The 26,910-nt window shown below is 34.7% G+C and carries 27 protein-coding genes; 19 read left to right on the top strand and 8 right to left on the bottom strand.

Annotated features, from left to right (window positions below):
• Positions 1–15 precede the first annotated feature (15 nt).
• Positions 16–1,020 carry a sugar phosphate nucleotidyltransferase gene (locus tag VHP32_10395; protein ID HEX2788307.1) on the bottom strand — a complete coding sequence of 335 codons (1,005 nt, stop codon included), beginning with the start codon at positions 1,018–1,020 and terminating at the stop codon, positions 16–18.
• A complete protein-coding gene (alaS, locus tag VHP32_10390) occupies positions 1,017–3,752 on the bottom strand; it encodes an alanine--tRNA ligase (protein HEX2788306.1) in 2,736 nt (911 codons plus the stop codon). The genes VHP32_10395 and alaS overlap by 4 nt, the downstream gene beginning before the upstream one ends.
• A 113-nt stretch (positions 3,753–3,865) precedes the next feature.
• Between alaS and blaOXA the strand changes: the two genes are divergently transcribed.
• The 14 genes from blaOXA to VHP32_10320 all read left to right on the top strand — a co-directional run bounded on the left by blaOXA (position 3,866) and on the right by VHP32_10320 (position 13,112).
• Positions 3,866–4,711 (top strand): class D beta-lactamase, encoded by an 846-nt coding sequence (gene blaOXA / locus VHP32_10385; GenBank protein ID HEX2788305.1) that lies wholly within the window; start codon positions 3,866–3,868, stop codon positions 4,709–4,711.
• A gap of 16 nt (positions 4,712–4,727) precedes the next feature.
• Positions 4,728–5,456 (top strand): methyltransferase domain-containing protein, encoded by a 729-nt coding sequence (locus VHP32_10380; protein ID HEX2788304.1) that lies wholly within the window; start codon positions 4,728–4,730, stop codon positions 5,454–5,456.
• A 79-nt stretch (positions 5,457–5,535) separates the two neighbouring features.
• Positions 5,536–5,922, top strand: a complete 387-nt coding sequence (gene gcvH, locus VHP32_10375; protein HEX2788303.1) for a glycine cleavage system protein GcvH — start codon at positions 5,536–5,538, stop codon at positions 5,920–5,922.
• 57 nt (positions 5,923–5,979) lie between these two features.
• A complete protein-coding gene (locus VHP32_10370) occupies positions 5,980–6,483 on the top strand; it encodes a DUF177 domain-containing protein (protein ID HEX2788302.1) in 504 nt (167 codons plus the stop codon).
• Positions 6,484–6,489: 6 nt separating this feature from the next.
• A complete protein-coding gene (gene rpmF, locus VHP32_10365; GenBank protein HEX2788301.1) occupies positions 6,490–6,669 on the top strand; it encodes a 50S ribosomal protein L32 in 180 nt (59 codons plus the stop codon).
• Positions 6,670–6,690: 21 nt separating this feature from the next.
• The gene (gene plsX, locus VHP32_10360) at positions 6,691–7,698 is read left to right on the top strand and encodes a phosphate acyltransferase PlsX (GenBank protein HEX2788300.1); all 1,008 of its coding nucleotides are present in this window, start codon (positions 6,691–6,693) and stop codon (positions 7,696–7,698) included.
• A 64-nt stretch (positions 7,699–7,762) separates the two neighbouring features.
• The gene (locus VHP32_10355; GenBank protein HEX2788299.1) at positions 7,763–7,969 is read left to right on the top strand and encodes a hypothetical protein; all 207 of its coding nucleotides are present in this window, start codon (positions 7,763–7,765) and stop codon (positions 7,967–7,969) included.
• Between the two features lie 12 nt (positions 7,970–7,981).
• On the top strand, positions 7,982–8,194 hold the full coding sequence (rpmB, locus tag VHP32_10350; protein HEX2788298.1) for a 50S ribosomal protein L28: 213 nt from the start codon (positions 7,982–7,984) through the stop codon (positions 8,192–8,194).
• A gap of 9 nt (positions 8,195–8,203) precedes the next feature.
• Entirely contained in the window at positions 8,204–8,983 is a 780-nt protein-coding gene (locus VHP32_10345) for a glycosyltransferase (protein ID HEX2788297.1), read from the top strand.
• Positions 8,984–9,002: 19 nt separating this feature from the next.
• Positions 9,003–10,133 (top strand): tRNA guanosine(34) transglycosylase Tgt, encoded by a 1,131-nt coding sequence (gene tgt, locus VHP32_10340; protein ID HEX2788296.1) that lies wholly within the window; start codon positions 9,003–9,005, stop codon positions 10,131–10,133.
• 1 nt (position 10,134) lies between these two features.
• The gene (yajC, locus tag VHP32_10335) at positions 10,135–10,464 is read left to right on the top strand and encodes a preprotein translocase subunit YajC (protein HEX2788295.1); all 330 of its coding nucleotides are present in this window, start codon (positions 10,135–10,137) and stop codon (positions 10,462–10,464) included.
• A 16-nt stretch (positions 10,465–10,480) separates the two neighbouring features.
• Positions 10,481–11,707: a bifunctional 3,4-dihydroxy-2-butanone-4-phosphate synthase/GTP cyclohydrolase II gene (locus tag VHP32_10330; GenBank protein ID HEX2788294.1), complete on the top strand. Its 1,227-nt coding sequence runs from the start codon at positions 10,481–10,483 to the stop codon at positions 11,705–11,707.
• Positions 11,708–11,712: 5 nt separating this feature from the next.
• Positions 11,713–12,201, top strand: a complete 489-nt coding sequence (gene greA, locus VHP32_10325; protein HEX2788293.1) for a transcription elongation factor GreA — start codon at positions 11,713–11,715, stop codon at positions 12,199–12,201.
• Positions 12,201–13,112: an MlaD family protein gene (locus VHP32_10320; GenBank protein ID HEX2788292.1), complete on the top strand. Its 912-nt coding sequence runs from the start codon at positions 12,201–12,203 to the stop codon at positions 13,110–13,112. Before greA ends, VHP32_10320 begins: the two co-directional genes overlap by 1 nt.
• Here VHP32_10320 and porQ read toward each other — a convergent pair whose 3' ends face one another.
• From porQ to VHP32_10290, 6 genes are all read right to left on the bottom strand, one after another.
• Positions 13,113–14,054, bottom strand: a complete 942-nt coding sequence (gene porQ, locus VHP32_10315) for a type IX secretion system protein PorQ (protein HEX2788291.1) — start codon at positions 14,052–14,054, stop codon at positions 13,113–13,115.
• A 107-nt stretch (positions 14,055–14,161) separates the two neighbouring features.
• The gene (locus VHP32_10310) at positions 14,162–14,431 is read right to left on the bottom strand and encodes an acylphosphatase (protein ID HEX2788290.1); all 270 of its coding nucleotides are present in this window, start codon (positions 14,429–14,431) and stop codon (positions 14,162–14,164) included.
• Complete coding sequence (locus VHP32_10305) at positions 14,406–15,269, bottom strand: DMT family transporter (GenBank protein HEX2788289.1); 864 nt, start codon at positions 15,267–15,269, stop codon at positions 14,406–14,408. The genes VHP32_10310 and VHP32_10305 overlap by 26 nt, the downstream gene beginning before the upstream one ends.
• A 39-nt stretch (positions 15,270–15,308) precedes the next feature.
• Positions 15,309–16,202 carry a decaprenyl-phosphate phosphoribosyltransferase gene (locus VHP32_10300; GenBank protein ID HEX2788288.1) on the bottom strand — a complete coding sequence of 298 codons (894 nt, stop codon included), beginning with the start codon at positions 16,200–16,202 and terminating at the stop codon, positions 15,309–15,311.
• A gap of 17 nt (positions 16,203–16,219) precedes the next feature.
• Positions 16,220–17,728 (bottom strand): hypothetical protein, encoded by a 1,509-nt coding sequence (locus tag VHP32_10295; GenBank protein HEX2788287.1) that lies wholly within the window; start codon positions 17,726–17,728, stop codon positions 16,220–16,222.
• A 79-nt stretch (positions 17,729–17,807) separates the two neighbouring features.
• Positions 17,808–19,466 carry a methylmalonyl-CoA mutase family protein gene (locus VHP32_10290; protein HEX2788286.1) on the bottom strand — a complete coding sequence of 553 codons (1,659 nt, stop codon included), beginning with the start codon at positions 19,464–19,466 and terminating at the stop codon, positions 17,808–17,810.
• Between the two features lie 191 nt (positions 19,467–19,657).
• On the opposite strand from VHP32_10290, the gene VHP32_10285 reads away from it, so the two are divergent.
• The 5 genes from VHP32_10285 to VHP32_10265 all read left to right on the top strand — a co-directional run bounded on the left by VHP32_10285 (position 19,658) and on the right by VHP32_10265 (position 26,910).
• The gene (locus VHP32_10285; protein ID HEX2788285.1) at positions 19,658–20,692 is read left to right on the top strand and encodes a hypothetical protein; all 1,035 of its coding nucleotides are present in this window, start codon (positions 19,658–19,660) and stop codon (positions 20,690–20,692) included.
• A 136-nt stretch (positions 20,693–20,828) separates the two neighbouring features.
• Positions 20,829–21,722, top strand: coding sequence for a helix-turn-helix domain-containing protein (locus VHP32_10280; protein HEX2788284.1), 894 nt, complete (start codon positions 20,829–20,831; stop codon positions 21,720–21,722).
• 36 nt (positions 21,723–21,758) lie between these two features.
• Positions 21,759–24,446, top strand: coding sequence for a YCF48-related protein (locus VHP32_10275; protein HEX2788283.1), 2,688 nt, complete (start codon positions 21,759–21,761; stop codon positions 24,444–24,446).
• Between the two features lie 15 nt (positions 24,447–24,461).
• Entirely contained in the window at positions 24,462–25,967 is a 1,506-nt protein-coding gene (locus VHP32_10270) for a T9SS type A sorting domain-containing protein (GenBank protein HEX2788282.1), read from the top strand.
• A 10-nt stretch (positions 25,968–25,977) separates the two neighbouring features.
• On the top strand, positions 25,978–26,910 hold the full coding sequence (locus VHP32_10265) for an aldolase/citrate lyase family protein (GenBank protein ID HEX2788281.1): 933 nt from the start codon (positions 25,978–25,980) through the stop codon (positions 26,908–26,910).

The raw sequence follows: 26,910 nt of genomic DNA, 5'->3' as shown, positions 1-26,910 counted from the left end.
TCTATTAAATAAAAATCACACTTCACTATAATCACCCAGCGTCATAGTTCCTTTGTAATTTTTCACCTTACAGTTAAATCCAACCAGCGAATCGTTAATCTCGGAATTATCAATTTCGCATTTATCATTCACGATTGAATTTTTTATAATCGTATTTTCAATGATGCAATCTTTCGAAATCGAAACATTAGGGCCAATCGTGCAATTTTTTATTTTGCATCCGTCAGCTATATAAACCGGAGCCATAATAATTGTATTTTCAAACTCATAGTTCTTATTGGCATATAATTTATCAAGTAGGTAAGCATTTGTTTCTAAAATCGTCTCGATTTTTCCGCAGTCAAGCCACCCTTGAACATCATAAGTCGTCATCTTTTTACCATCAGCAATCATTTTTGCAAGTGCATCGGTGAGCTGGTATTCATCTTTAGTTTTTATTTCATTCTTAAAAATATATTCAAGCGCTCCGAAAAGATTATCTGAATTTTTTATGTAATACAATCCGACAATTGCATCGTTCGACGGTGAAACTTCCTTTGAAGCGGGTTTTTCAACGAGTCTTGTAATAATTTTATCATTATTAGTTTCAACAACACCGAATCTTCTCGGGTCATCGACTTTCTTTACACCGATTACGGATAAATCATTAGAAACTAACTTCTTCAAATCAACATCGAACAATGTATCGCCAAGAATGATAAAAGCTTCCTTATCATCATCCGTGAACGCGGGCTTTGCGCAATGAACAGCATGTCCGAGTCCTTTCGGTTCATCCTGGACTAAAAACTCAAACTTGATGTCTTTATTATGAACAAACTCTTTTAAAATATATTTTTCAATTCTATCACCGAGATATCCAACAACAAAAACTATGTGATTGGAAATTTTTTCTTTGATGATTTGCTCGACGATAAAATAAATCATCGGCTTGCCTGCAACAGTCATTAAAACTTTCGGATGAAGCAGCGTATGCGGTCGCAGCCGCGTCCCAAATCCCGCAACAGGTATGATTACTTTCATTTTAGTTTTTCTTTTAAAAACTCTTCAAAACCGTTCTTAACTTCTTCAACTTTTGAAGCATCTTTCAATCCCGCGGTCGCAACATTCGCTTTACCGCCGCCTCCTCCGCCGAATTTCTTTGCATATTCACCGACAAGCTTTCCCGCATTTAAACCATGATTTGAAGAAACAATATCACCGACATATAATAATAAATTAACCTTATCATCTTGATTTAAAATCATAAATGCAACACCGTCTTTGAAATTTGAATTCACAAAATCACTTATCTCTTTCAATTCATCTTTTGAATAAATCTTTTCTTCAGAAATAAGATATTTCACATCATTAATCGACTTCGCAGAATCAATTTCATTTTTAATTTTTTCGAATATTACTGATAGGTTCTTCTTTAAATTTTCTTTTTCTTCTTTTTTCTTTGACTCAAGGTATTCATCATTTACTTTATTGTAAATTTCAAGAGCTTCATCTAATGTTTTTGAAGCGTCTTTCAAAGCTTTGCCGTCATCGTATGAAGTTTTATTAATTTTGTCTGCAATTTTATCAACTGATAAATTCTCAGGAATATTTTTCTTAAAAGGCTCAGGCCAAGCAGTATAAATAGCTTTTACTTTTTCATTTTGCTCATTCAGCCATTTCTTTGTTCCTTCACCTGTCGCAGCAAAAATTCTGCGAACACCCGATGAAATACTTTCTTCTTTTGTAATCTTAAACAACCCAATTTCATCGGTCTTTTTTACATGTGTTCCTCCGCAGAACTCAACACTAAAATTCTCATCTATAATAACAACACGGACTTTCTCTCCGTATTTCTCACCAAAGAATTTTTTAACATTTGGAATTTCATTTGCTTCTTCAATCGGAATATCAACAAGCGTATTAACAAGAATATTCTGGAATATCTTATCATTCACTTCATCTTCAATTCTTCTCAGTTCATCATCAGTAACTTTTTGAAAGTGTGGAAAATCAAACCGCAGATATTCATCCGATACAAGAGAACCCATTTGTTTTATGTGGCTTCCCAAAACTCTTTTCAAAACTTCGTGCACAATATGTGTGGCAGAGTGATTGCGTTGAATCGCTAAGCGTCTTTCCAAATCAATTATTGCCTTTGGATTTTTATCTATAATTCTATTGCCATCATAATCTTTTACATAAATAAAATATTTATTCTTGCTGTCGATGACTTCAAGCTCACTGCCATTAAAAATTAATTTACCTGTATCGCTAATCTGCCCGCCCGACTCCGAATAAAAAGGATTTTCTTTAAGCACAATTAAATCAATATCCGAGCTCGGAATTCTCTTAACTGATAGAATCTCCGTTGCAATTCCTTTGGGACTTAAATCGTAAGGATTATAAATAATATTTTTACCTGCAATCAACTCATTCAAAGAATCATCACCGTCTTCTGCAAGAACAAGCTCACTTTTTCTTGCGCTTCTTGCACGTTCTTTCTGATTCTCCATTTCAGAATTGAAAATATTCGTATCAACTTTAAAACCTTTTTCCTCAGCTATTACCTCTGTCAAATCAAGAGGGAAGCCGTAAGTATCATAAAGCTTAAACGCATCTTCACCGGGAAAAATTTTATCTTTGTTATTCTTTATCTTCTCATAAACATTATTAAACAGCTCAATACCCTTATCGAGCGTTACGTTAAAGCTTTCTTCTTCTGCTTTTATGATTTTTGAAACATAATCTTTCTTATCGACAATCTCAGGAAAAACTTTGCCGTTTTTCTCGACAACTACATCGATAAGTTTATATAAAAACGGTTCTTTTAAATCAAGCTTTCTTGCAAGTCGCGAAGCGCGGCGCAAAATTCTGCGAAGAACATAGCCGCGTCCTTCGTTTGAAGGAATTGCTCCATCACTTATCGCAAACACAAGCGTTCTTATATGATCAGCTATAGCATTGATGGCAGAAATATTTTCGCCTTCATGCTTCTTCCCTGAAATTTCACATATCTTTTTTATAATCTCCTCGAAAACATCTGTATCATAATTCGATTTCTTGTTCTGCATCACGCGAACCATTCGCTCAAAGCCCATTCCTGTATCTATATGTTTTTTCGGAAGCGGCTCAAGCTCGCCTTTTTCGTTTCTGTTATATTGAATGAAAACCAAATTCCAAATTTCCATAACGTCATCGATTCCTGCGTTCACATCTTCCGGCTTGCATCCCATTTCGGTAAAGTCATAATGAATCTCCGAGCACGGACCGCACGGCCCCGTTTCACCCATTTCCCAGAAATTATCTTTTTCGTCAAATCTTAAAATATGGCTATGATCAATATCGGTTTCAGTTTTCCATAAATTATATGCTTCATCATCATCTCTGTAAACTGTAACCCATAAACGATTTTTGTCAAGCTTCCATTTTTTTGTCAGCAGTTCCCATGCCCATGTGATTGCTTCTTTTTTATAGTAATCTCCAAACGACCAGTTGCCAAGCATCTCAAAAAAAGTGTGATGCGTGCCATCACGACCGACGTCTTCCAAATCGTTATGCTTGCCGCCTGCGCGAATGCATTTCTGCGTGTCCGCGGCGCGTGTATAGTCACGTGTTCCTGTCCCTAGGAAAACATCCTTGAACTGGTTCATTCCCGCGTTGGTAAAAAGCAAAGTTGGGTCTTCAAACGGCACAGTCGGTGCCGAAGGCACGATTTTATGCTCGCGTTCCTTAAAAAAGTCTAAAAATGATTGTCTAATTTCTGATGAATTCATATTTACAAAAATACTCATTATAAAATTTAATTTATGTGTCGAAAATTGGACATAATTATCTGTTTAAAAATTTTTATAAATGTTATTTTAAGATAAATCTTACTTTTATATTAATGAAAATTTTATTTTTAATTCTTGGGTTCTCTTTTTTATTCTGCAAATCAAATCACAGCTCAAATACACCTGTTCAAGATTCAAAAACAAATACGTCAATTAAATCAGATGACACTCTTGAAGTAGTAAAAGAATGGGATATGTATTACCGCGGAAATGGCTTTGACGGATGTTTTGTATTGTATGATTTGAATAATAATAAATACAAAGTCTTCAATCCCGGTAGAGCAGAAATGCAGTTCACTCCTGCTTCAACTTTCAAAATTCCAAACTCGCTCATTGCATTGCAGGAAAAAGCTATTGCTGATGAAAATGAAATTATAAAATGGGATGGAGTTGACAGAAAAAATCCAAATTGGAATCAGGACCAGACTCTTAAATCAGCTTTTAAATATTCAACCGTTTGGTTTTATCAGGAACTTGCACGAAGAGTCGGGACAAAAGAAAAATATGAAGAATGGCTTGAGAAAATTCGATATGGAAATATGAAGACCGGTTCTAAGGTCGATGACTTCTGGCTTCAGGGCGATATTGCGATTTCTCCTTATGAGCAAATTGATTTCCTCAAGAGATTTCAAAGTAACAATTTACCTTTTGACCAAAGCGTTATGGATAAAGTAAAAGGCATTATGTTGTTCGAAGAAGGGGATGGTTATAAAATATATGCAAAGACCGGCTGGTCAATCAGGGTGCAGCCGTCAGTCGGCTGGTTTGTGGGTTTTGTCGAAACAAACGATAATGTCTATTTCTTTGTTAATAATATGGTCGTTGATAATGAAGAAAATATAAAATACCGCATTGAGATAACTAAAGATATTCTTAAAGCGGAAGGAATAATAAAATAAATTATAAAGCAAAATTATGAATAAAGTAAAAGAACATTATGATAACCATCTCGGAAGATTTTATTCCTGGATGATTGGTGATTTCCAAACATTGGTTGATTTTCATAAAGAATTTTATTTAAGAAAGGGAATTGTTCCCCAAAGCACAAAACTCGCAATTGATTTGGGTGCGGCTAATGGTGTGCACACAATTGCTTTATCAGACTTGGGTTTTGACGTATTTGCAATAGATTCCAACGACACTTTGCTTAACGAATTACACGAAAAAGCAGGAAACAGAAACATCAAAATTATTTACGATGACATTAAGACAATTAAAAATTATGAAAGCTATAAACCTGAATTAATTGTCTGCGTTGGAGATACGATTTCTCATCTGGAAACCTTAAATGAAATAGAAAAATTAATTGAAGATTCATACGAGATCCTTATTGAGAATGGGAAACTTGTTCTCTCGTTCAGGGATTATACGGATGAACCTTCCGCAGAGCAAAGGTTTATCCCTGTAAAAAGCGATAAAGATAGAATTCTCACTTGTTATCTGGACTACCAGCCGGACAAAATAATTACTTCGGATATGATTTATGAAAACATAAATGGTGAATGGAAATTCAGCCTAAGTTCATATTCCAAATACCGCGTTAAGAAACAATTAATGATTGACATTCTCAAAAACACAGACTTTGAGGTGTTAAATGAGGAAACAATTAACGGGATGTGCTATATAGTTTGTAAGAAAGTTTAGAATAGCCATCATAAATCCAATTGAAAAAAACCTAAATTTTAGGTATTTTTAATGTTCAATTTTAAACCATAATTTTATAATGAATATACCAGCCGATTTAAAATATACCAAAGAGCACGAATGGATCAGAGTTGACAGCGAAGGAATTGTAGAAATTGGAGTTACCGATTATGCGCAGGGAGAGCTTGGAGACGTAATATATGTTGAAATCAATTACTCTTTAGGCGGTCAGGTTGCAAAAGGCGAGGTTATAGGAACAATCGAGGCGGTGAAAACAGTTGCTGAAATTTTCAGTCCCGTATCAGGATCGATTTATGATATAAACATCGGATTGAATGACAATCCGTCTGATGCAAATGTTGACCCTTATGGCAAGGGATGGCTCATAAAAATTAAGCCTGATAATACTGCTGAACTTGATGAGCTTCTTGATGAAGCTGCTTATAAGCAATTAATCGGAGAGTAATACATTATTATAAGTTAATAAAGTTTTAAGTTTTTTTCGAAACGTTCTTTTACGAAAATGGAAATCAAAATATCAAATCTTGGTGAAGGTGAACGCATTTATGAATTCGATACTAATGTAGAAGAGCTTGAAATTCCTGATTTAAACTTTGACGGTAATATAAAAGTCAAAGTTGTTTTGAACAAAGTCGGAACACAGCTTAACCTCGATGTAAATCTCAAAGGAACATTTGTATTTGAATGTGAAAGATGCCTTGAAGAAATGAGACAGCCGTTCGATGTAAGCTTCGAGCTGATTTACAGATATGATTACTCGGGGGAATTAATAAACTCCGATGAAATCAATGAGGATAACATAAAATACATAGACCCTCATACACACAAGATTGACATAACAAATGATGTGCGGGATTATTTGATATTAAACGTGCCTATGAAACGGACACACGATGAAAATGATGAAAATTGCAAGCAGATAGGAAAGCCGGATTCCACAGATCCAAATGAAAACAAAGAAATAAATCCTGTCTGGGAAAAATTAACAAAGAATAAAAATAATTAAAACAATATGCCAAATCCAAAACGCAGACACTCTAAAACGCGCGGAAGAAAAAGAAGAACTCATTACAAAGCCGCTACACCGGGCATGATGGCTTGTCCTAATTGCGGTGAGCTTAAGCTTACTCACAGAGTATGTTCTTCATGCGGTTTTTATGACGGTAAGAGTGTAACTATCCCCAAAAAATAATTCCGGTTTTGTTTATATATTATGAGCGGAAAGATTAGAATATCTGTTGACGCTATGGGCGGTGATTTTGCACCGGGAAATGAAATTGACGGCTCGATTTTAGCAGTTACCGAAACCCCCTCGCTTGAAATAATTCTCGTCGGAAAAGAAGACGTAATAAAAAACGAGCTTTCCAAAAGAAAGAACGTTCCTTCAGGCATCAGTGTAGTTAATGCTGATGAAGTTATTACGATGGAAGACTCTCCGACAGATACTTATAAGACGAAGCCAAACTCCTCACTTGCAGTTGCGTTAACTCTTCAGAAAAACAAAGAAGCGGAAGGAACCATCAGCGCAGGAAATACAGGTGCTGTGCTTACCAATTCGCTTTTAAAGCTTGGAAGACTTAAGGGAGTAGGAAGACCGACCATCGGTTCGATATTTCCGACATCGGGTGAAACAACCATGGTGTTCGATGTCGGCGCATCGGTTGATTGCAAGCCGAAACATCTTTATGAGTTTGCAGTAATGGGAAGTGTTTATATGGAAATTATATATAACATTCAAAATCCCAAAGTCGCACTGCTGAGTGTCGGTGAAGAAAAAAGCAAAGGCAAGGAAGTAACATTTGAAGCTTATGAGTTTCTTGAAAAATCAAAGCTGAATTTTGTCGGCAATGTTGAAGGAAGTGATATTTTAAAAGGCAAAGTTAATTTAATTATCTGCGACGGTTTTGAAGGCAATGTGATTTTAAAATTCGCAGAAGGTGTTTTAACATTTTTAAAAAGTTCTTTTAAAGATTTTGCGGAAAAAAGTTTTATCAATAAGCTCAAAATGGGAGCTATGCAGGGAACTCTCAGAACAATTTTATCTGAGTTTGATTATCAGAAATACGGAGGTGTTCCGCTGCTTGGTGTCAACGGAGTATCGATTATCGGGCATGGCAAATCCACACCTCTTGCCATTAAAAATATGATTTTTAAGGCAGAGGAAATGATTAGAAAAGATGTAAACAAGAAAATTGAGCAGGAATTAGCAGATTTTAGCTAAAAATGCCGTCTTTCTGTCTTTATTTTTTATTACTAAATAATTAAATTTTATAAATTTAGAAATTATGGCTAAACAGCAATCATTTATAGACAAAGCCGCTAAGGGCTCGAAAAAGCAGGATCTAATTGTAATGTGTCCTGATACTAAAAAAGAAACAAAAATTATTACAGTTCGTCTCATTGATTCAGTAAAAACTGAAAAAGGAACTTACAAATTTCTTGACAGAAATATGAGAGTTTACGAGTCGACTTACAAACCTTACAGAGGATAAGAGGAGAATAAAATGTCAAAAGTTTGCGCATTAACAGGAAAAAAACCGTTAACAGGAAACAACGTTTCTCACGCCAATAACAGAACCAAGAGAAGACAATTACCTAATCTTAAAAAGAAAAGGATTTGGATGGAGAGTGAGAAAAAATGGGTAACAGTCCGCCTTTCAGCAAGAGCAATAAAAACAGTTAACAAAAAAGGCACTCAAATACTTCAAAATATTTAATTAAGTCTGATGAAGAGTGCTTCATCTTCTTTGAATAAAAGAAGAGTCAGTATTATTATTCCTACTTTAAACGAGGAAAAATTAATACAAAAAACACTCTCGCAGTTTGATAAGAAGTTAAAAGATAGTTTGAATTTCGATTTTGAAGTTATCGTAAGTGACGGCGGAAGCTGGGATAACACACTCGAGAAAATTGATGAGATAAAGGGAACAGAATACGTTCCCGACAAGATTACAGTTCACAAAGAAAAATACAGGCAGAACATTTCCATGGGACGCAATAGAGGCGCCCAAGAATCAGAAGGAGATGTTCTGATTTTTTTTAATGCAGATACTTATGTGAACGATATGGGTTCTTTCATAAATACTGCTTTGAGAGTTCTCGAAGATGAAAAAATTGCAGCAATTGCATGCCCGATATATGTTTTTCCCGAAGAAGAGATTTTTATGGATAAACTCTTTCACGGAACATATAACAGATATGTTGAACTGCTTGATAAGTTTTTCATGGGAATGGGAAGAGGCGAATGCCATATTGTGAAAAAAAAATTATTCGATAAAATTGGCGGATATGATGAGAAGTTATTTGCAGGCGAAGATTATGATTTATATAAACGACTGAAAAAATATGGCAAAATTCATTTTGCAAAAGAAATGGTAGTTTATGAGTCGCCCAGAAGATACAGAAAATTTGGGTATGCAAGGGTATTCTGGGATTGGTATTTAAATTCTGTTGCAGTTACGTTTTTACATAAATCAAGCTCCGATGAATGGGAGCCTGTTAGGTAACGGAATAAATTGATAATAAATGAGTTTCTTTAAAGTTCTTTGTAATAACAACGGTTCAAAAGCAAGAACGGGAATAGTCAAAACCGACAGTTCTGAAATTGAGACTCCGGTTTTTATGCCTGTCGGTACTCTCGGCACAGTAAAAGCAGTTGATAAGCAGTATCTGAATGACTTCGATTGCAGAATTTTATTGGGAAATACGTATCATTTATATCTGCGTCCCGGTACCGAAGTTCTCGAAAGTTTCGGAGGGCTGCATAAGTTTATGAACTGGGATAAGAGCATTTTAACCGATAGTGGCGGATTTCAGGTTTTCAGCTTGTCAGCATTGAAGAAAATATCAAACGAAGGAGTTGAGTTTTCTTCGCATTTAGACGGTTCAAAGCATTTGTTCACTCCCGAGAAAGTGATTGATATTCAGCGTTCAATTGGTTCAGACATAATGATGCCGCTTGATGAATGCATGCCTCATCCGATTGAGTATAATGATGCTGTTAAGTCGCTTGACATAACTCATAAGTGGGAAAAAAGATGCTTCGAACATTTTAAAAATACTTCTCCGAAGTATGGCAGAAAACAGTTTTTGTTTTCCATAAACCAGGGAAGTGTTTATCTTGACTTGCGGAAGCAAAGTATTTACAAGCTCGATGAAATTGATTTTGACGGCAATGCAATCGGCGGTCTGGCAGTAGGAGAGCCGAAAGAATTGATGTATAACACAGTTGACTTCTGCACTGATTTTATGAACGTTGCAAAGCCGAGATATTTAATGGGAGTTGGGACTCCTGAGGACTTGCTTGAGTGTGTTGACAGGGGAGTTGATATGTTTGATTGTGTTCTCCCGACTAGAAATGCAAGACACGGACGGCTTTACACAACGAACGGAGAGATTAACATAAGAAACACGAGATTTAAGTTTGATAATAACAGCCCCGATGAAGAATGTAAGACTTATACTTCAGAAAATTACTCCTTAGGATATTTAAGACATCTTGTTATTTCAGGAGAAATTTTAGGAAGTATTTTGTTATCGATACATAATATTGGATTTTATCTTGAGCTTATGAAGAAAATAAGAACAGCTATTAAAGAGGATAGATTCTTTCAGTTCAAAAAAGAATTTTTAGAAAAGTATAACAAAAACAAATAAAATGGAATTAATATTATTGTTACAGGGTGCGCCGGGCGGAGGAATGGAATCATTACTCTCGTCTATATTGCCGTTTGTGTTAATCATTGCGATTTTTTATTTTTTGATTTTAAGACCTCAGCAAAAGAAACAGAAGGAAAGACAAAAGCTTCTTGAATCTGTTAAGAAAGGTGATAAAGTTGTAACTGCAGGCGGAATTTACGGAACCGTTGACGGCATCGAAGATAATTTATTGCTTGTCAAAATTGCAGAAGGCGTTAAAGTTAAGATGGATAGAAGCGCAATTTCTACCATAATTGGTGTTACAGACGTTACCCCGGCAAAAAAATAATTTTAGTTTTTTTGATATGAAAACGAAAAGGGAAAATATTAAATTGGATTCAATTGAATCGGCAATAAAAGATTATAAAGCCGGAAAGGTTGTAATCGTTGTCGATGATGAAGACCGTGAGAATGAAGGGGACATGATTTTTTCAGCAGAAAAATGCACTCCCGAGCTTGTGAACTTTGTCCGCAAAAATGCAGGCGGTTTAATGTGCGTTCCGATGGAAGAAGAGCGCTTGAAAGAACTTGATCTTGATATGATGACGAGTGTAAATACAGCTCTTCACGAAACAGCATTTACCGTGAGTGTGGATTATAAATTCGGGACGACAACTGGTATTTCTGCTGCTGACAGGGATAAAACAATTAAAGCTTTAATTGATCCGGATACAAAACCTTCTGATTTGGGAAGACCTGGACATATATTCCCATTGAAGTCAACTCCGGGCGGAGTATTAAGACGCGCAGGTCATACCGAAGCAGTTGTTGACCTTGCAAAGTTTGCAGGACATTATCCTGCGGGAGTTCTTTGTGAAGTAATGAAAGATAATGGTGAAATGGCTCGCTTGCCGGAACTTTTGAAGCTCGCAAAGAAGTTAAAGATAAAATTAATAAGCATTAAAGATTTAATCGAGTACCGCTTACAAAGAGAAAATCTTGTTCATAAGATAGTTGAAACACGATTGCCGACCAGATTCGGTGATTTCAAAATTCATATGTACAAGAGCGAAGTTGATTCAAAGGAACATATTGCTCTTGTAAAAGGTAAGATAAATCCTAATGAGTCTGTACTTACACGCGTTCATTCTGAATGCTTAACAGGAGATATATTTGGTTCGCTCAAATGCGATTGCAGAGACCAGCTTGCGCAGTCAATGCGAATGATTGAAAAAGAAGGAACGGGCGTTGTGCTTTACATGAGACAGGAAGGCAGAGGAATAGGCTTGCTTAACAAGCTGAAAGCTTATGAGCTTCAGGAAAAAGGAAAAGACACCGTTGAGGCAAACCTTGAACTTGGCTTTAAGGCAGACTTGAGAGATTATGGAATTGGTGCGCAGATACTTAGAGACTTGGGTGTAAGAAAAATAAAATTATTAACAAATAATCCTAAAAAAGTTGTCGGCTTAAAAGGATACGGACTTGAAATAATCGAACGTGTTCCGATTGAAATGCCGTCAAATCCTGAAAACGAAAACTATCTCGCAACAAAGAGAGATAAGTTAGGTCATTTAATATTGGTAAATAAGTAAAAATTATGGAACAAAATACAGGTGCAGTTTATCTCACAAGACAGAGATTAACAGAAATTGAAAACGAACTTATTGATTTAAAAACAAACCACCGCAAATCAATTGCTGAACGTATTGCTGAAGCACGCGCACAGGGTGACCTCAGTGAAAATGCTGAATATGATGCAGCAAAAGAAGCGCAGGGACATCTTGAGTTGAAAATTGCAAAGCTTGAAAATCTTCTATCAAGAGTTACGATTTTAAATCCGGAGGATATAACGGCCGATGAAGTGAGAATATTATCTTGTGTTACCATAAAAGATATGAGTATAAAGGAAGAAATTACCTATACATTAGTCTCACCCGAGGAAGCTGATTTCGAAATGGATAAAATATCCGTCACTTCTCCTGTTGGAAAATCTTTATTGAATAAAAAAGTCGGCGATGTTGTTATTGTGGAAGTTCCTGCCGGAACAGTTAAATATGAGGTTCTTGAAATTACAAAATCGATATAATGACAAAAACTAAGTTCTCTGAATTTAAGGTTGGTATATTTGTTCTGGTAGCAATTATTCTTGTTTTGTTCGTTGTGTTCTGGACGAAGGGATTTATTGAAGAAAAAGACATGCGCCACATGAAAGTTTACTTTCAAAATGTTTCAGGTCTGAATAACGGCGACCCTGTTACCGTTAAAGGCGTAAAAATGGGAAAGGTTAATTCCATCGAAGTACGCGGAGATTCAGTTGAAATAAATTTCAGTGTTGCGGAAGATATAAAAATAACAAACGACTATAGCATAGAAATAGCGGTTCTTGAGCTAATGGGAGGAAAAGCCGTTAACATTGACCCCGGCAAAGGAACTGTTGAAATTGATTATAATCAGCCGTTAAAAGGCGGAAGAAATGCCGATGTCGGAATGATGTTCAGGCAGGTTAATGATTTAATGGATGAAGTTCGTGCGCTTGTGGCTAAGTTTGGGGAAAACTCGGATAAAATTAACCAGGTACTTACTAATGTCAACAGTCTTGTTTCTGATGAAAATGTAGAAGGAAGTTTAAAAACGACTTTACGTAATTTTGAAAAAACCTCGGTAGATTTAAATGTTCTTGTTAACGAAAACCGTGTTTCATTAAGCAATCTTCAGGGAAAAGTCGGCAATACAATTGACAACGTTAATACATTAATCGATGAGAGCAGTCCTGAATTCAAACAAACCTTCCAGAATATTGAAACGCTTACAGCAAAAGTTGACAGCTTAATAAATAATTTGAACGTTATCGTTACAGATGTAAAAGATCAAAAGAGCGGAATGGGAAAATTTATTTATGATGAAAAGTTTTATGATAACATAAATAAAACTCTTCTCGAAATTGAAAAGCTGACAAGAAAAATCAGAACTGACGGAGTTAAGATAAACTTATTTTAATTATAAATCGAAGTTAACGTTAATTCTGTGTGTTGAGCCGATATTACCCATCGAGTTAAATCCATAATCAAGACGGTATCTGTTAACTTTTATTCCTAAACCTGCTGAAAAACCTGCAAGACCTATACCGCTTCCGGTTTTTAAATCCTGCCGCTGCTGATTGCTGTAACCTACCCTTAAATTAACATAATCATTTAAAACAAATTCACCCCCAACAGCGAAGTTTTTGAACCTGTCAAAAAAATTATCCTGTTCTTCTGTAAGATTTACGAATGCAACACTTACTGTTAAAGGAAGGTAATCAAGAGCTTTTGACGCTCCGACTGTAAGATTCAAAGGCAAATCTTCTTTTGTAGATGCATATTTACTGAGCTGCGTTCCGAGATTCATTATGCTGATTCCTGCGCTTAATTTATCCAGCGGTGAGTTATAAAGCATTCCTAAATCTGTTGCAATTGCGGTTGAGCTAAACTCATCTATGTTCGAATAAATAAATTTTAGATTTACTCCATAACTTAATTTCTCGGTAAAGTTTTTTGCAAAACCTAAAGAGAGTGCAAGGTCATTTGCTCCAAATGTTCCTACTTCATTTGATTGCTCATCGAACTTTTTAAAGTTTCCGTAATTAACATATCGCACGCCAACACCGACGTATCCGATGTCTTTGTATTGTTGTCCGTATGCGGCATTGCCGGAATTTATGTCGAGCAGATATTTGAAAAATCCTACTGATGCCTGAGAAGTTGTAATGGTGCTTAGTCCTGCAGGATTATAAAAAATCGAATTTACGTCATCTTGCGCTGAGACAAAGCTGTTTGCAAGGGCGGATGACCGTGCATCAACACCAAGATTCAGGAAATTATAGATTTTATCTGATTGGGAAAAAGCGGGTGAAAAAAAACTGCATAAAACAAGCGTTAAAAATATTCTTTGGAGTCGCATAGATAATTTTTAGTTTAAAATCGTAACCTAAGTATTTTGTTCCGTCTCCTTTTAAAGTTTATGTAAAATAGCCGATGAACAGCATTTCAAAAAGGAAAAAATAATCCCTATTTGATTTCAAATTCTTCATATTTTCCGGTCAACTCAAGCTCCAGGACAACCAAATCCGCCACCTTTGAGCTTCTCGGACCTATTTTCAAATCTTTCATAAAATCGTTTATTAAACCTTCATCTCCCTCAACTTCGATTTCGACGTTTCCGTTGTGCAGATTCCTGACATAACCTTTCAATCCGTAACTTACGGCTTTTTTCAAAGTAAAATATCTGAAGCCAACTCCCTGCACTAATCCTTTAACCGTTATTGCGTATCGCTTCATTTTTGGGTTTTATTAATTCCGTCAGAATAAATCCTGTTAGCATAATGCATGCACCGATAATCTGTATAAAACTTAACGATTCGCTTAGTAAAATAAAAGAAAAAATTACAGCGAAAACCTGTTCCATGCTGTATATCAATCCCGCTCTCACAGGGGTTGTATATTTCTGATATTTGTTGATTAAAAATATTCCCATAAATGTTGAGAATATTGAATTAATCAGTAACGATATTGTTGATGAAAACGTCGGTTGAAATAAAAACTTATCAGGCGACCATTCAAATATAAATGTTGAAATCAAACATAATACTGCCGCTCCGGTAAACTGTCCGAATACAAGAGAGTGAAAATCAGCTTTTTTCTCGTTTGTATATAAATCAATAAAAACTATATGCATTGCAAAAGCTGCTGCGCAGATAATCGTGAGCAAATCGCCTATGTTACCTCTTAGTTCGTGCACACCTGTTAAAAGCGCCATGCCGGCAGTTACAATAAGTATCGCAAGAATATTAATCTTTGTTGGTAACTTTCTTACAATAAAATATTGAGCAAACGGAAGCAGAACAATATATGCACCGGTAATAAATGCAGAAGTAGAAGCTGATGTATAAACAAGTCCGACAGTCTGAGTTATAAATCCAATATATAAAAATGAAGATAAGATTAATCCGTAATAGTAATCACGCTTTTGAATTGTTTTAAGTTTATTAAAACAAAAAACCACAAATAAAACTATTGTGATTAGAAATCTTATGACTACGGAAAATTGAGGTGAATAACCTTCGAAAACGAATTTTGATAAAGGAAATGACAGCCCCCAGCTTATCGTAACGAACAATAAAATAAATTCATATTTATAAGTCGGATTTTTGATGACTTAAAAACCTATCCTCGATTTATAAATTATCAAAAACGATATTATAAGCCAGAGTATTGAGTTAATGATGATTGGAGGGTCTTTTGTTACAATTTGAGTAGGGCTTTCTCCCAGATTCTTTTTGTGAATCAGGTACATGTAACGGAAAATGCCGTAAATAACAAATGGTGTCGTATATATCAGCTTATCTGTATTGAAAGTATTAATAGTTGTCCCTGCAACAGTATATAAGGCATATGCAATTATGGTTCCGGTAGCAGCAATGGTATTAAGCTGGTCTGTGAATGCAATTGAATAATGGTGAAGTACTTTTCTCTGTTTGCCGATGCGTTCAATATCATGTGTCTGTGAAAGCTCTGCTCTTCGTTTTGAGATTGCAAGAAAAAGTGAAATGAAAATAGTAGTTAAAAGCATCCAGCTTGAGACTGAAACATCAATTGCAACTGCGCCCCCGACTACACGGAGTATAAATCCGAATGAAATAAAAAACACATCAAGTAATACTATGTTTTTTATCTTAAATGTATAAATCAAATTAGTAATAAGATAAAGAAGTATTACGATTTTAAAGCGGTCATTTAAAAATAAACAGATACCAACAGTTATAATAAATAAAACAACAGCGAGTATTATTGCCTCTTTTTTAGTAACGTCGCCGGCTGCGAGCGGACGGAATCTTTTTCGTTTATGAACTTTATCCGCTTCAATGTCTGCAATGTCATTTATTATGTAAACAATACTCGAAATGAAACAAAATGCAGCGAATGCGAGAATATTTAATGATAGGAGATATTTATTTGTAAGCTGAAGTGCAAAAAGAATAGCTGCAAAACAAAAAAGGTTTTTAACCCATTGCTTCGGTCTGCATAACTGAATCAGTTTTATTAATTTCATTAAATAGTTTTAATCAATTAATATGTAATCTTGTACACTTTCATTTCATCTCCTCCGCAAATCGTATTTCGCTCAAGTTTTGCCGAAGTTATAAATGTCAATTTATCTTTATACTTATTGATAAAATCAGGATACCATTCATCATAAATAACCAAATGAGAAACGTTATTTTTTTTAAGCAGGTTAATTGTTGAATCTAACCGCGTATTAATATCATACTTCCTGAATCTTAAAATATCCGAATTCACAAGTCCTTCCATATCGATAATTTTATTTCCGTTAAAATATTTTATTGCTCCTATGTCATTTATCGCAATTGCTTCGTTTTCCGGAACATTTTCCTTAACCCACATTGCAAGTTTTACCTGCTGGTCGTTAATGTTTTGTGTGTTAAGACCGATATAAGCCATATATACAAAATAGTAAGGCAGACTGAAAAATAATATAATATAATAAATCGTTTTTGATTTTAAGAATGAAGTGAATTTATTCTGCTTAATCGAGACGGCTAAAAAATTTAATGTTATTATTCCTATTAAAGTAAAAAAAGGTATAAGAGGAATTAAATATCTTAGATGATGTCTGTGATTTGGGATTGCAATAGAATAGACCAGAGGCAGCAAATATACCCAGATGAAAATTAAATTTAAATCTCCCAGCTTTTCCCTGAATTTTTTAAAGTTAATGATGTAAACAATAAGTCCGGCAAGCCATAAGACTCCAAGCACTGCATTATCCCGGAAGAAATAAACCCCAACAATCCTCAAATAATTTAAATTCGGTAAATAACTTCTTCCTCCTCCATGCCCTTCGAATGTATTCGGTAAAATATTTCCTCTGATTAAATAAGAAAATAAAAGATATGGTGCAGAAATTATTAAAAACAAAAATATACCGATGAGGAGATTAGCAGAAATCTTCCTTTCTTTAAATAATATGTAACTCAGCATTATCAAAGACAGCAAATAGCCTTCAGGTCTTGTTGCTGAAGCAAGTCCCAGCAAAACAAAAATTAAAATTTTGTTGTCGGGTTTTGTCAAGAAATAATAAACCGCCGTCAGGCAAAACAAACAGAATAAATTTGTTTCCATTCCCGATAGCGCTGCCCAGTTTAATCTTCCTGAAAAGACAACCAACAGCGAGGAAACAAAAATCAGGAACTTTGCATTTTCAAATTGAAGTGTATTAAATGAAAATTGGAATAGCTTATATGAGTAGACAACAACAAATAAAAATGAAATAAACGAAAGAAAGATTGCATTAAAGATTAAATTGGGAATGATAAAGAATAACCCGCTTATAAGCACAACCCATAACGGGGAAGTCGTGCCTGCGGTTGGATCGCCGATATTATATTGAAAGAAATACCCCTGATGGAAAGTTTTTACGAACTGTAAATGAATCCAAGAGTCATCGAGCGGAAATCCAAGCTGACCGTTTGTAAAATAAAACTCAGATGCTAAATATAAAACCTGACTTGCGCAGGTTAATATTATAAGTACTATAATATTTTTATCTCTGAACATTTGTTTAATGTCGACTATAAACAAAAAAGGACGATTGCCTCGTCCTTTTATTTTACATTTTACGTTTTACATTTTACGTTTAAAAAACTGCTTGTTCCTCATAAACTCCAAACGGAACTTTCAGTTCGTTGCACATTTCTCCAAGCGTTACATATTTCCTCGCGCATTCAAGAGCTCTCGGCATCAAATTCGTTCCGTCTTCTGCAGCTTTGCGTAATTCTTTAAGCGCATTTTTAACATCATCCTGATTTCTTGAAGCTTTCATTTCTTTCAATCTCTTTACTTGTTTCTCTTCAACTTCTTTTGAAATCAATAAAATCGGAATATCAATTTTTTCTTCTTCTTCAACAAAATCATTTACACCAACAACTATTTTTTCTTTTCTGTCAAGTTCCTGCTGATACTTATAAGCTGAATCTGCAATCTCTCTCTGGAAGAAACCGTTCTCGATACAAGCCACAACTCCGCCTTGTGAATCAATCATCTCAAAATATCTCTCTGCTTCGGCTTCCATGTCATCGGTAAGCTTCTCAACATAATAGCTTCCGCCAAGCGGGTCGGCTACGTTGATAACTCCGTGTTCATAAGCCAAAATCTGCTGAGTTCTTAAAGCAATTTTAACAGCTTTGTCCGATGGCAATGCAAGAGTTTCATCCATTGAGTTCGTATGCAAGCTTTGTGTTCCGCCAAGAACCGCTGCAAGTGCTTCGATGGCTGTTCTAACAATATTATTTTCCGGCTGTTGTGCTGTCAATGAGCATCCTGCGGTCTGTGTGTGGAATCTCAATGTCCAGCTCTTAGGGTTTTTCGCGCCGTATTTGTTCTTCATTCTCTTTGCATAAATTCTTCTTGCAGCTCTATACTTTGCAATCTCTTCAAAGAAATCTAAATGAGCATTAAAGAAGTGAGAAATTCTCGGAGCAAACGAATCGACGTCCATTCCTCGTTTAATACAATCTTCAACATAAGCAAAACCATCTGCAAGAGTGAATGCAAGCTCCTGCGCAGCAGTCGAACCTGCTTCACGAATATGATATCCGCTTACGCTGACAGGATTGAACTGCGGAACTTCGTTTGTGCAGAACTCAATCATGTCGGTTATAATTCTCATCGACTCCTTCGGAGGATAAATAAATTCTTTTTGCGCAATGTATTCTTTTAAAATATCATTCTGTAATGTTCCACGAAGCTTATTGAAAGGCACTCCCTGTTTTTCTGCAACTGCTAAGTAATATGCAAAAACTACAAAAGCAGGGGAGTTGATTGTCATCGAAGTAGAGACTTTATCGAGCGGAATTCCACTGAACAAAAGCTCCATATCTTGAAGAGATGAAATAGATACACCGCAGATTCCGACTTCACCTTCTGAAAGTGGTGCATCTGCATCCCAGCCCATTAGGGTTGGCATATCGAATGCAGTCGAGAGACCTGTCTGCCCGTGCTCTAATAAATATTTGAAACGCTGATTTGTATCCTCTGGAGTTCCAAATCCCGCGAACTGTCGCATTGTCCATATTTTCCCGCGGTACATATTGTGGTGAATGCCTCTTGTGTAAGGATATTCGCCCGGATATCCGACTTCCTTATAATAATTAAGCTCTTTTATATCTTCAGGTGTATAGCATATATCAAGTTCTTTACCGCTTAGAGAAGTGAACTTCATTCCTGAAGTTTTCACTTTCTCCGCATCCATCATCCACTCTTTTTTGGAAGTGCTTTTCTTTGGTTCCGTGCTCATAAAGGTATAATTAAATTATTGTTTAATTTAAGCTTTTATAACTATTTAATAATATATTACAATAAACCCGCAAAAAAAATTCAATAAAAAGGATATAATACCCTTAATTGAAATACTTTAAACATTGATTTTGGAAACTTTGTTTGAGAATTTTAGTTAGCGAAAGGATAATAAAATATATCCTGCCGAAAATGAAAAAATTTCTTTATAATTTATTTATTTTAATTGTTTGTTTATTCTCTTTCTATTCTTGCTCCGAAAGTCCAAACAATCCCAATAATGTGTTAGGCTTTGATTCGGCAAGGTATAATTGGAAGACTTACGAGATTAAAAATAGTGGGTTCTCAACAATAAATAAAATTTTCGCAGTAGATACAAACGTTATGTATCTTGTAAATATTGGAGAGGGTAATATTTTAAAAGTAAATTATGATGGATTTCAAGAAATAATAACTATAACCAACTTTATCCCTGTCACTATTTCAGGTAACAGTAATTCTGATATTTATTTTTCGGGTAATAAAGTGATAAATGGTAATTTTTATGTGTCTATATATAAATGGAATGGTTTTACTTATGAAGAATTAAATATCTCTGATTTTAAAAATTACCCTGGTGAGTTTACACAAAATTCAGTAATTGAAAATAACTACTTATGGGTTATTACTACAACAAAAATTTTAAAAATTAATTTGATAAATAAAAATTTAGAATCTTTTGATAGAAATGATCCAAATACATCTGCACTTAAATTTTATCTATATAATGGGCTTCCATATTACTTTTCTGAAGATTTTATTGTATTCACAGACGTTAAATATCGCCTATATAAATTTTTAGATAAAAATTGGAATAAAGAATTATTTTATACCTACACTTCATCCAATGAAAAATTAATTATACTAAATGGTCTATTAGTGGGTGCTCTACAAAATCAAATTTATAGATATGAAAACGGTTCTTTTGTTGAACTTTTTAAATCTAATAATTTTAATTTTTATCATACACCTGATGCAACTTCGTTAGATAATTTTACAACTTTTGGAACCTCATCTGAAAATAACTGTCTTTTGTATAACTGGAATAATATAAAATGGAGCAAAGAACTTCATCATCTTCACTTAGATATATCTTATGTAAAATATATAAACCCACAATTACTTTATGCTGTAGACCAATCTTTATTTGGACTTCAAACCTATATACATAGAGGTATTAAAAAGTAATAAACTTTTTAAGATTATAATTTTCTTAATTCAAAAGCCATCTTCGCAGTGGCTTTTTTTGTTTTTACCCCGAAATTGACTCTTGACATTTAAAATAAAATAATAAATATTGTCTTAGATTCAACCTAATACAATTTTGGAGATAAAGCCAAACGACATAATTCTTAAACTGAGGTTGTTAGGATTCACCGAATATGAATCTCGTGTATTTCTTGCCGTTCTCAAGGGTAATCTTTTAAGTGCTTCGGAAATTGCTGACGATGCCGGAATCAGAAGAACAGATGTTTACAATATTTTAAAGTCATTTGTTGATAAAGGTTATGTAAACGAAATCGAAACCAATTCCGTCACGAAGTATGAAATGATTGACCCTGACATAATTCTCGACAAAATAGAAAAAAACATTCTCTTATCCCGCCAGAAAGAGCTTGATAATCTAAAGGATACATTTAAATCCTTAAAACCCCTGCATAAGACTAAGGAATCCGAGAAAAGCAAGATTGTAAACGTGGAGCTAATCCGCGGTTACAATCAGCATCGGGAGGCAAAATTTATTGAGTTGCTAAAAAATGCCAAGAAGGAGATTTTATTTATGGTCAGGCTGGAGCATTATGTTTCCGATGAAATAGATGAAACAGCCAGAAAGTTTTTCAAAAACGGAGGAGTGATTAAATCCGTTTATGAAACAAGCTTAAACTTCAGAGTTAAGAAAGGAAATTCGTGGGGAAACGGAACTCTTGAAGATTTAATCAGCACCGTAGAAAAATTTGAGGGCTACGGTGAGCAGATTCGCCTGAGTGAGGAACAGGTGCCTAATGTTACTGTTTTCGATGATGAAATAGTTTTCATGAACATCAACGACAAAACAGTGCCGAAACATAACGAAGCCGACATTATAATCCGCAGTAAAGATTTTGCAAATAACATGAAGTTCGTATTCGAAAAATATTGGAATACTTCATCAACAATAAAAGATTTTAAGAAGAAGTCTCTTAAAAAAACATTAGAAAAAAGTTTATCGGTAAATTAAAACCCGCCATTTGTTAAACTATAAACAAATTGGAGAATGAAACCGAATAGAATATTATCGAGCGCAGTTTTACTTCTTATCTTTTCAAATTTTGCCTTTTCGCAATCCGGCTGGCAGTGGTTAAATCCCAAACCCGAGTCTAACGTTTATTGTAATCTAAATTTTTTCGATGGCATGAAAGGTGTCGCCGGAAGTTCCGGCGGAACTGTCCTTTTAACTACTGATGGAGGTTTAACCTGGAAAAAAAGCTTAGTGAAAATTGAGTCTGCAATTAAAGATGTTTCTTTTATAGACTCAAATTTGATAGTCGCAGTTACCTACAGTTCAAACAATATAGGTTCAATATTGCTTTCAGACAATCTCGGGCAAAACTGGAAAACATTTAGCAATAATTTAAAAAGCCAGAATTATTTAGGAATGAAGTTTATAAATAGCTGGACAGGATTTATTTTATCTTCTTCAGGTTCAATTTTAAAAACAAACGATAGATGCCAGTCATGGAATACTTACCCTGAGCGGTATGATTTCAATTACAACAGCGAGATAATTTTTGCAGATAATGCGACCGGCTTTATTAATACTCAATCAGGAGTCCTCAAGACAACTAATAGCGGTAACACATGGTCTAAGCTTAAAAATGCTCCGGGAGGATTAACAAGCATATATTATAACGGTGATAATTTATATGCGGTTAGCAATAATAATTGTTATGTATCCTCAAACTTCGGACATAACTGGGCAAGCAAAGAGCTCAGCTTTACTTCAAACATTTCATCGAAAATAAGAGCTTATGGTGATATGCTGTTTTTATTTTTCAATAATGTAATTTATAAGTCAATTGACAACGGTACAAGTTGGACTTCTGTCCTTGTGGAAAATGAGTATGAAGCAAGTTTTGTTGATGGTGAATTTATAAATGATAAGCTTATACTTGCAGGAAACAGTTTATATTCATTCATACCTCAATCGGGGGCATTCCAGCCATTGCTACCCGGAATCAGAAACAATATTAAAGCAGGCAAATCGGTGAATGTCAACACAAGCTTTGCGGTTGGCAATAAAGGTTTGTTGATGAAAACTATTGACGGCGGAACGACCTGGAACAAAATAAATCTGAACACTAAGGCAAATCTGTCTTCAATTGTTATCAAAGGAAATCATATTCATATCGCAGGTGATTCAGGAGTATATATTTACAGCAACGATCTCGGCAGCACATGGACAAAGTCCCGGTTGATATTCCAGTCGAGGAATAATAACATCCATAGTATTAATTTTCTAAATGAATTATCTGGTATAATTTGCGCAGAAGGAGGACAACTAAAAACCACTACCGACGGCGGACGCATATGGTTTGATAAAAGCGCGTCACAAGTGAATGGAATATTCAAATATATTAATAATAATCTTATTGCGGGTGTTTCGGATTTATTTTATAAATCCAGCAATAACGGTAATAATTGGGTTAGCTTTCCCATGGATAACGGACGAAATTTTTATGATATAAACTTTCTGAATGAAAATATCGGATTCATTGCATCGGATTCCGGAACTATATATAAAACAACAAATGGAGGTTTAAGCTGGAATAAAAAAATTGTAGATAATAACAACACTCCGAATATTAAGCTCAATAAAATAGTATTTGTAAATGCACAGACAGGGTATTGTGCGGGTAATAATGGAAGATTTTATTATACAAAAACAGGTGGTGAAAGCTGGGTTCAGCAGATGTTTTATTCTGCCAGTAATATCTCCGATATCGAGATTTTAAATTGGAGAGCTTGCATGATTTATGGCGATAATGGCTTAGTGATGAAAAATGAAAATGTAACAGATGCTGAAAGCATATCAATATCGGGAAAAGTTTTTTATAAAGATAACGGTAAACCTGTTACATCCGGACATGTTAAAGCACTCAATTTTGATTATAATTCAGGAATAACAACTTTATTCGATTCAAGTAATATCAGCAGTGACGGCTCATATTTTTTGGCAAATGTGCGGGCTGACAGTTCGTATATCGTAGCGTATCCGAATTCGGAATTGGTACATGATTTTATTCCGACTTACTATCCGTCATCTATAATGTGGATGCAAGCCGTTCTTTTATATCCGACAACAAATCTGGAGAACATAAACATAGATGCGCACCGTATTGTAGCAACTGAAGGTTCGGCGTCTATAACTGGAAATGTTTTTTATACATTTTTGTCTAACCCCGTTCCGGATGTTACGATTGCTGCAAAACTGAATAATAGTTTTTCCAAAATGGATTATTCAACTGTTCAGGGAACTTATACATTAAATCAGCTTTCATCAGGAAATTATAAAATATATTTTGACAAGCTCGGATATAAAAACGACAGCATTTATGTCTCTTTAACGCAGCACCAAAATGTTACGGTCAATATTAATTTGAATAATGCCATAACAAGTCTGACAGGAACTTTAGTGCCGACAGAGTATATGCTTTATCAGAATTATCCAAATCCCTTCAACCCGGTAACAAAAATTGAATTTGACCTTCCTGAACTTAGCTTTGTGAAACTTGCAGTATATGATATTCTCGGAAGAGAAGTTTCAGTATTAATAAATAAAGAGTTAACCCGCGGTAAGTACGCTTACTCATGGAATGCAATTAATACCCCGTCAGGTATATATTTTTGCAGAATGCAAACCGAAGGATACTCATCAGTAAAGAAAATGTTGCTGTTAAAATAAAAACCCCGCTATAGGATGAGAAAAATTTTTCTTTTTATATTAATTTTTTTCAGCAGCAGTCTGGGGGCACAGCCCTTGTCGCCTCAATATACCGTGACAAGTGGTTTTACAGATTTGAACCCTCGTTTCGGAAATAAAAGATTTTTTAATAATTTTCCATTAAGATATGAGTTGATTGTTTTTGAGAGACATATTCCGTCAGGTTCAAACATTTGTATGCTAAGAGCAGGAAGTGACACCATTAGCACACAAGTAACTTATGTAACAAACGATTCATACATGAACACGAACCCTGCAATTGCATACACAAGGGTTTCTTCTTTTGGGGACACAATAGCAAGAGCATTAATTGTTTGGGAATCATTTCGAAATGGAAAATCCTGGATATATGCAAAAGCTTTTAACTCTGCAGGGTGGAGTGAAGTCTTTGCTATCGATACTTCGGAAGGTAATAAGTATAAACCAGATGTTTATAATTATGGTGCTGATTTATTTGCGGTTGTATATGAAAATAACGGCGATATACAGTATAAGCATATAAATGTTCAGAATTTACAAACAACATATTCATTTAATCTTACACAAGCTGACACAGCTTATTGTTCTGCCCCGAGAATTGGTGGAAAAGCTGAGGGCAGCGGTTCAAAAATTCTTATCTCGTATAACCGCAGAAAGGCAAACAATCAGAATGATGTTTATTGTCATAGAATGCTCGCTTATTCTGTGTGGTTAGGTCCCGATACTGTTTCTGCAACTTATGATAATAAAACTTCAATTATTTTCGGAAATCATTGGGGAAATCTTGTAGCAGTATATGAAAGAATTGAAAATGGCAAATCACATATAAGAGGAACAATTATTAATATGTACAATAATTCTGCTTCGCAGAAAGAAACAGAGATTGTACCTCAATCTCCATATGCTACTCAAAATTTCGATAATTATTTTTATCCTATCATTACCGATAATATGGGTGAGGCAGCAATTTATAATCTTGGCTCCTATTCATATAAAACAAATGATAGCCTCAAACTAAAATTATTAAGAGGCAATTTTAATTCTGCATCTGATTCCGTTACTTTGGGCGATTCATCAAAGAATACAACTTTAACCATTAATAATGGAATTTATAATTCACCTTATTCTATGGCAATGTGGGTTGTTTATTCAAAGGATAGTCTGACATTTTCTAATATATGCGCTAAAAGAACCGTTATCTATACAAACAGAATCGAGCAACTCGGTTTAATCAATCCGAATAGATATAATTTATATCAAAACTTCCCGAACCCATTCAATCCATCAACTAATATTGAGTTTGACGTTCCCAAAACGGGATTTGTTAATATAACGGTTTTTGATTTACTCGGAAGGGAAATAGCAGTTCTGGTAAATCAGGAAATGAGAAACGGAAGGTTCAACGTTACATGGAATGCAAATCATACCCCGTCAGGTATATATTTTTGCAGAATGACTGCAGGTGATTATTTAAAAACAATGAGAATGCTGCTTATCAAATAATGTAAATAATTTGAGCAACGAAATTTCCATATTTCATTTCACAAAGCTAAGGGATTCTGATTTCGGATTATTTCTTGATAGAATCCCTTTGTCTGAAAGATTGACTGTTTGCGTGGATATAGAAGACAGTATTACGGATTTTTTTAACCCTCAAAATTCCTTCAATATAAAGAAAGAGTACAGGCGTTTGCTGTATTCTTTCTTTTCTTCTTTTAATTCAAAATTAAAGTTCGGTATTAGAGTAAACTCTATATTAAGTCCGGAATTTAATGAAGATTTGGAATTATTGACAAGTCTCAGAAATAAATTTAATTCGGTATTCGTTCCTAAATGTAAGAGCCATGATGAGGTATCCGCAACTATTTTTGAATTTGAAAAAAATAAAATAGGCGTGAATAATTTTATTCCGATAATCGAATGTTCGGAGGGATTGCAAAATCTTAATGACATAGTATCGAAAAAAAATCCCAAAGTTAAAATGATTGCGTTCGGACATTGTGATTATAATCTTAATCAAAATATTTTTCCTTTTAAACATCAGGAGGACGAACAATACTGGAAATGGGTTAATAATTTTTATGATACTTTGAAAAACACTGAATTAGGATTTATTAATTCCCCATACCTTAAACTTGAACATAACTATGGATTCATAAGAAATTTGAAAAGATTTACCGGATATAATTTTTCCCAGAAAGGACAAATCACGCTAACCACCGCACAGATTAATTTGTGTCTTAATTTAAACAATCATAAATCGGAAGATATATCCTTTACAAAATCTAAAAAACTTAACAGAGGTGTATTTGCTAAATCATTATTGAATAATTTCAAAAAAGATTTTAATATCCGGAAAGGTTTTTCTATCAAAAATAATTTTGGCGAGTTAATTTCCCCTCAGGAATACATTGCGGCAAAAAAATTTATGAATGTAAATTATTAG

The sequence above is a fragment of the Ignavibacteria bacterium genome, assembly GCA_036262055.1.
GTDB lineage: Bacteria > Bacteroidota > Ignavibacteria > Tepidaquicellales > Tepidaquicellaceae > DATAJP01.
The sequence above is the reverse complement of the archived record's forward strand: the minus strand, read 5'-3'. Positions and strand labels throughout refer to the sequence as shown.

Coding starts and splice junctions, on each gene's coding strand:
- VHP32_10395 (HEX2788307.1), bottom strand. CDS start 1,020: ATGAAAGTAATCATACCTGTTGCGGGATTTGGGACGCGGCTGCGACCG.
- alaS (HEX2788306.1), bottom strand. CDS start 3,752: ATGAATTCATCAGAAATTAGACAATCATTTTTAGACTTTTTTAAGGAA.
- blaOXA (HEX2788305.1), top strand. CDS start 3,866: ATGAAAATTTTATTTTTAATTCTTGGGTTCTCTTTTTTATTCTGCAAA.
- VHP32_10380 (HEX2788304.1), top strand. CDS start 4,728: ATGAATAAAGTAAAAGAACATTATGATAACCATCTCGGAAGATTTTAT.
- gcvH (HEX2788303.1), top strand. CDS start 5,536: ATGAATATACCAGCCGATTTAAAATATACCAAAGAGCACGAATGGATC.
- VHP32_10370 (HEX2788302.1), top strand. CDS start 5,980: ATGGAAATCAAAATATCAAATCTTGGTGAAGGTGAACGCATTTATGAA.
- rpmF (HEX2788301.1), top strand. CDS start 6,490: ATGCCAAATCCAAAACGCAGACACTCTAAAACGCGCGGAAGAAAAAGA.
- plsX (HEX2788300.1), top strand. CDS start 6,691: ATGAGCGGAAAGATTAGAATATCTGTTGACGCTATGGGCGGTGATTTT.
- VHP32_10355 (HEX2788299.1), top strand. CDS start 7,763: ATGGCTAAACAGCAATCATTTATAGACAAAGCCGCTAAGGGCTCGAAA.
- rpmB (HEX2788298.1), top strand. CDS start 7,982: ATGTCAAAAGTTTGCGCATTAACAGGAAAAAAACCGTTAACAGGAAAC.
- VHP32_10345 (HEX2788297.1), top strand. CDS start 8,204: ATGAAGAGTGCTTCATCTTCTTTGAATAAAAGAAGAGTCAGTATTATT.
- tgt (HEX2788296.1), top strand. CDS start 9,003: ATGAGTTTCTTTAAAGTTCTTTGTAATAACAACGGTTCAAAAGCAAGA.
- yajC (HEX2788295.1), top strand. CDS start 10,135: ATGGAATTAATATTATTGTTACAGGGTGCGCCGGGCGGAGGAATGGAA.
- VHP32_10330 (HEX2788294.1), top strand. CDS start 10,481: ATGAAAACGAAAAGGGAAAATATTAAATTGGATTCAATTGAATCGGCA.
- greA (HEX2788293.1), top strand. CDS start 11,713: ATGGAACAAAATACAGGTGCAGTTTATCTCACAAGACAGAGATTAACA.
- VHP32_10320 (HEX2788292.1), top strand. CDS start 12,201: ATGACAAAAACTAAGTTCTCTGAATTTAAGGTTGGTATATTTGTTCTG.
- porQ (HEX2788291.1), bottom strand. CDS start 14,054: ATGCGACTCCAAAGAATATTTTTAACGCTTGTTTTATGCAGTTTTTTT.
- VHP32_10310 (HEX2788290.1), bottom strand. CDS start 14,431: ATGAAGCGATACGCAATAACGGTTAAAGGATTAGTGCAGGGAGTTGGC.
- VHP32_10300 (HEX2788288.1), bottom strand. CDS start 16,202: ATGAAATTAATAAAACTGATTCAGTTATGCAGACCGAAGCAATGGGTT.
- VHP32_10295 (HEX2788287.1), bottom strand. CDS start 17,728: ATGTTCAGAGATAAAAATATTATAGTACTTATAATATTAACCTGCGCA.
- VHP32_10290 (HEX2788286.1), bottom strand. CDS start 19,466: ATGAGCACGGAACCAAAGAAAAGCACTTCCAAAAAAGAGTGGATGATG.
- VHP32_10285 (HEX2788285.1), top strand. CDS start 19,658: ATGAAAAAATTTCTTTATAATTTATTTATTTTAATTGTTTGTTTATTC.
- VHP32_10275 (HEX2788283.1), top strand. CDS start 21,759: ATGAAACCGAATAGAATATTATCGAGCGCAGTTTTACTTCTTATCTTT.
- VHP32_10270 (HEX2788282.1), top strand. CDS start 24,462: ATGAGAAAAATTTTTCTTTTTATATTAATTTTTTTCAGCAGCAGTCTG.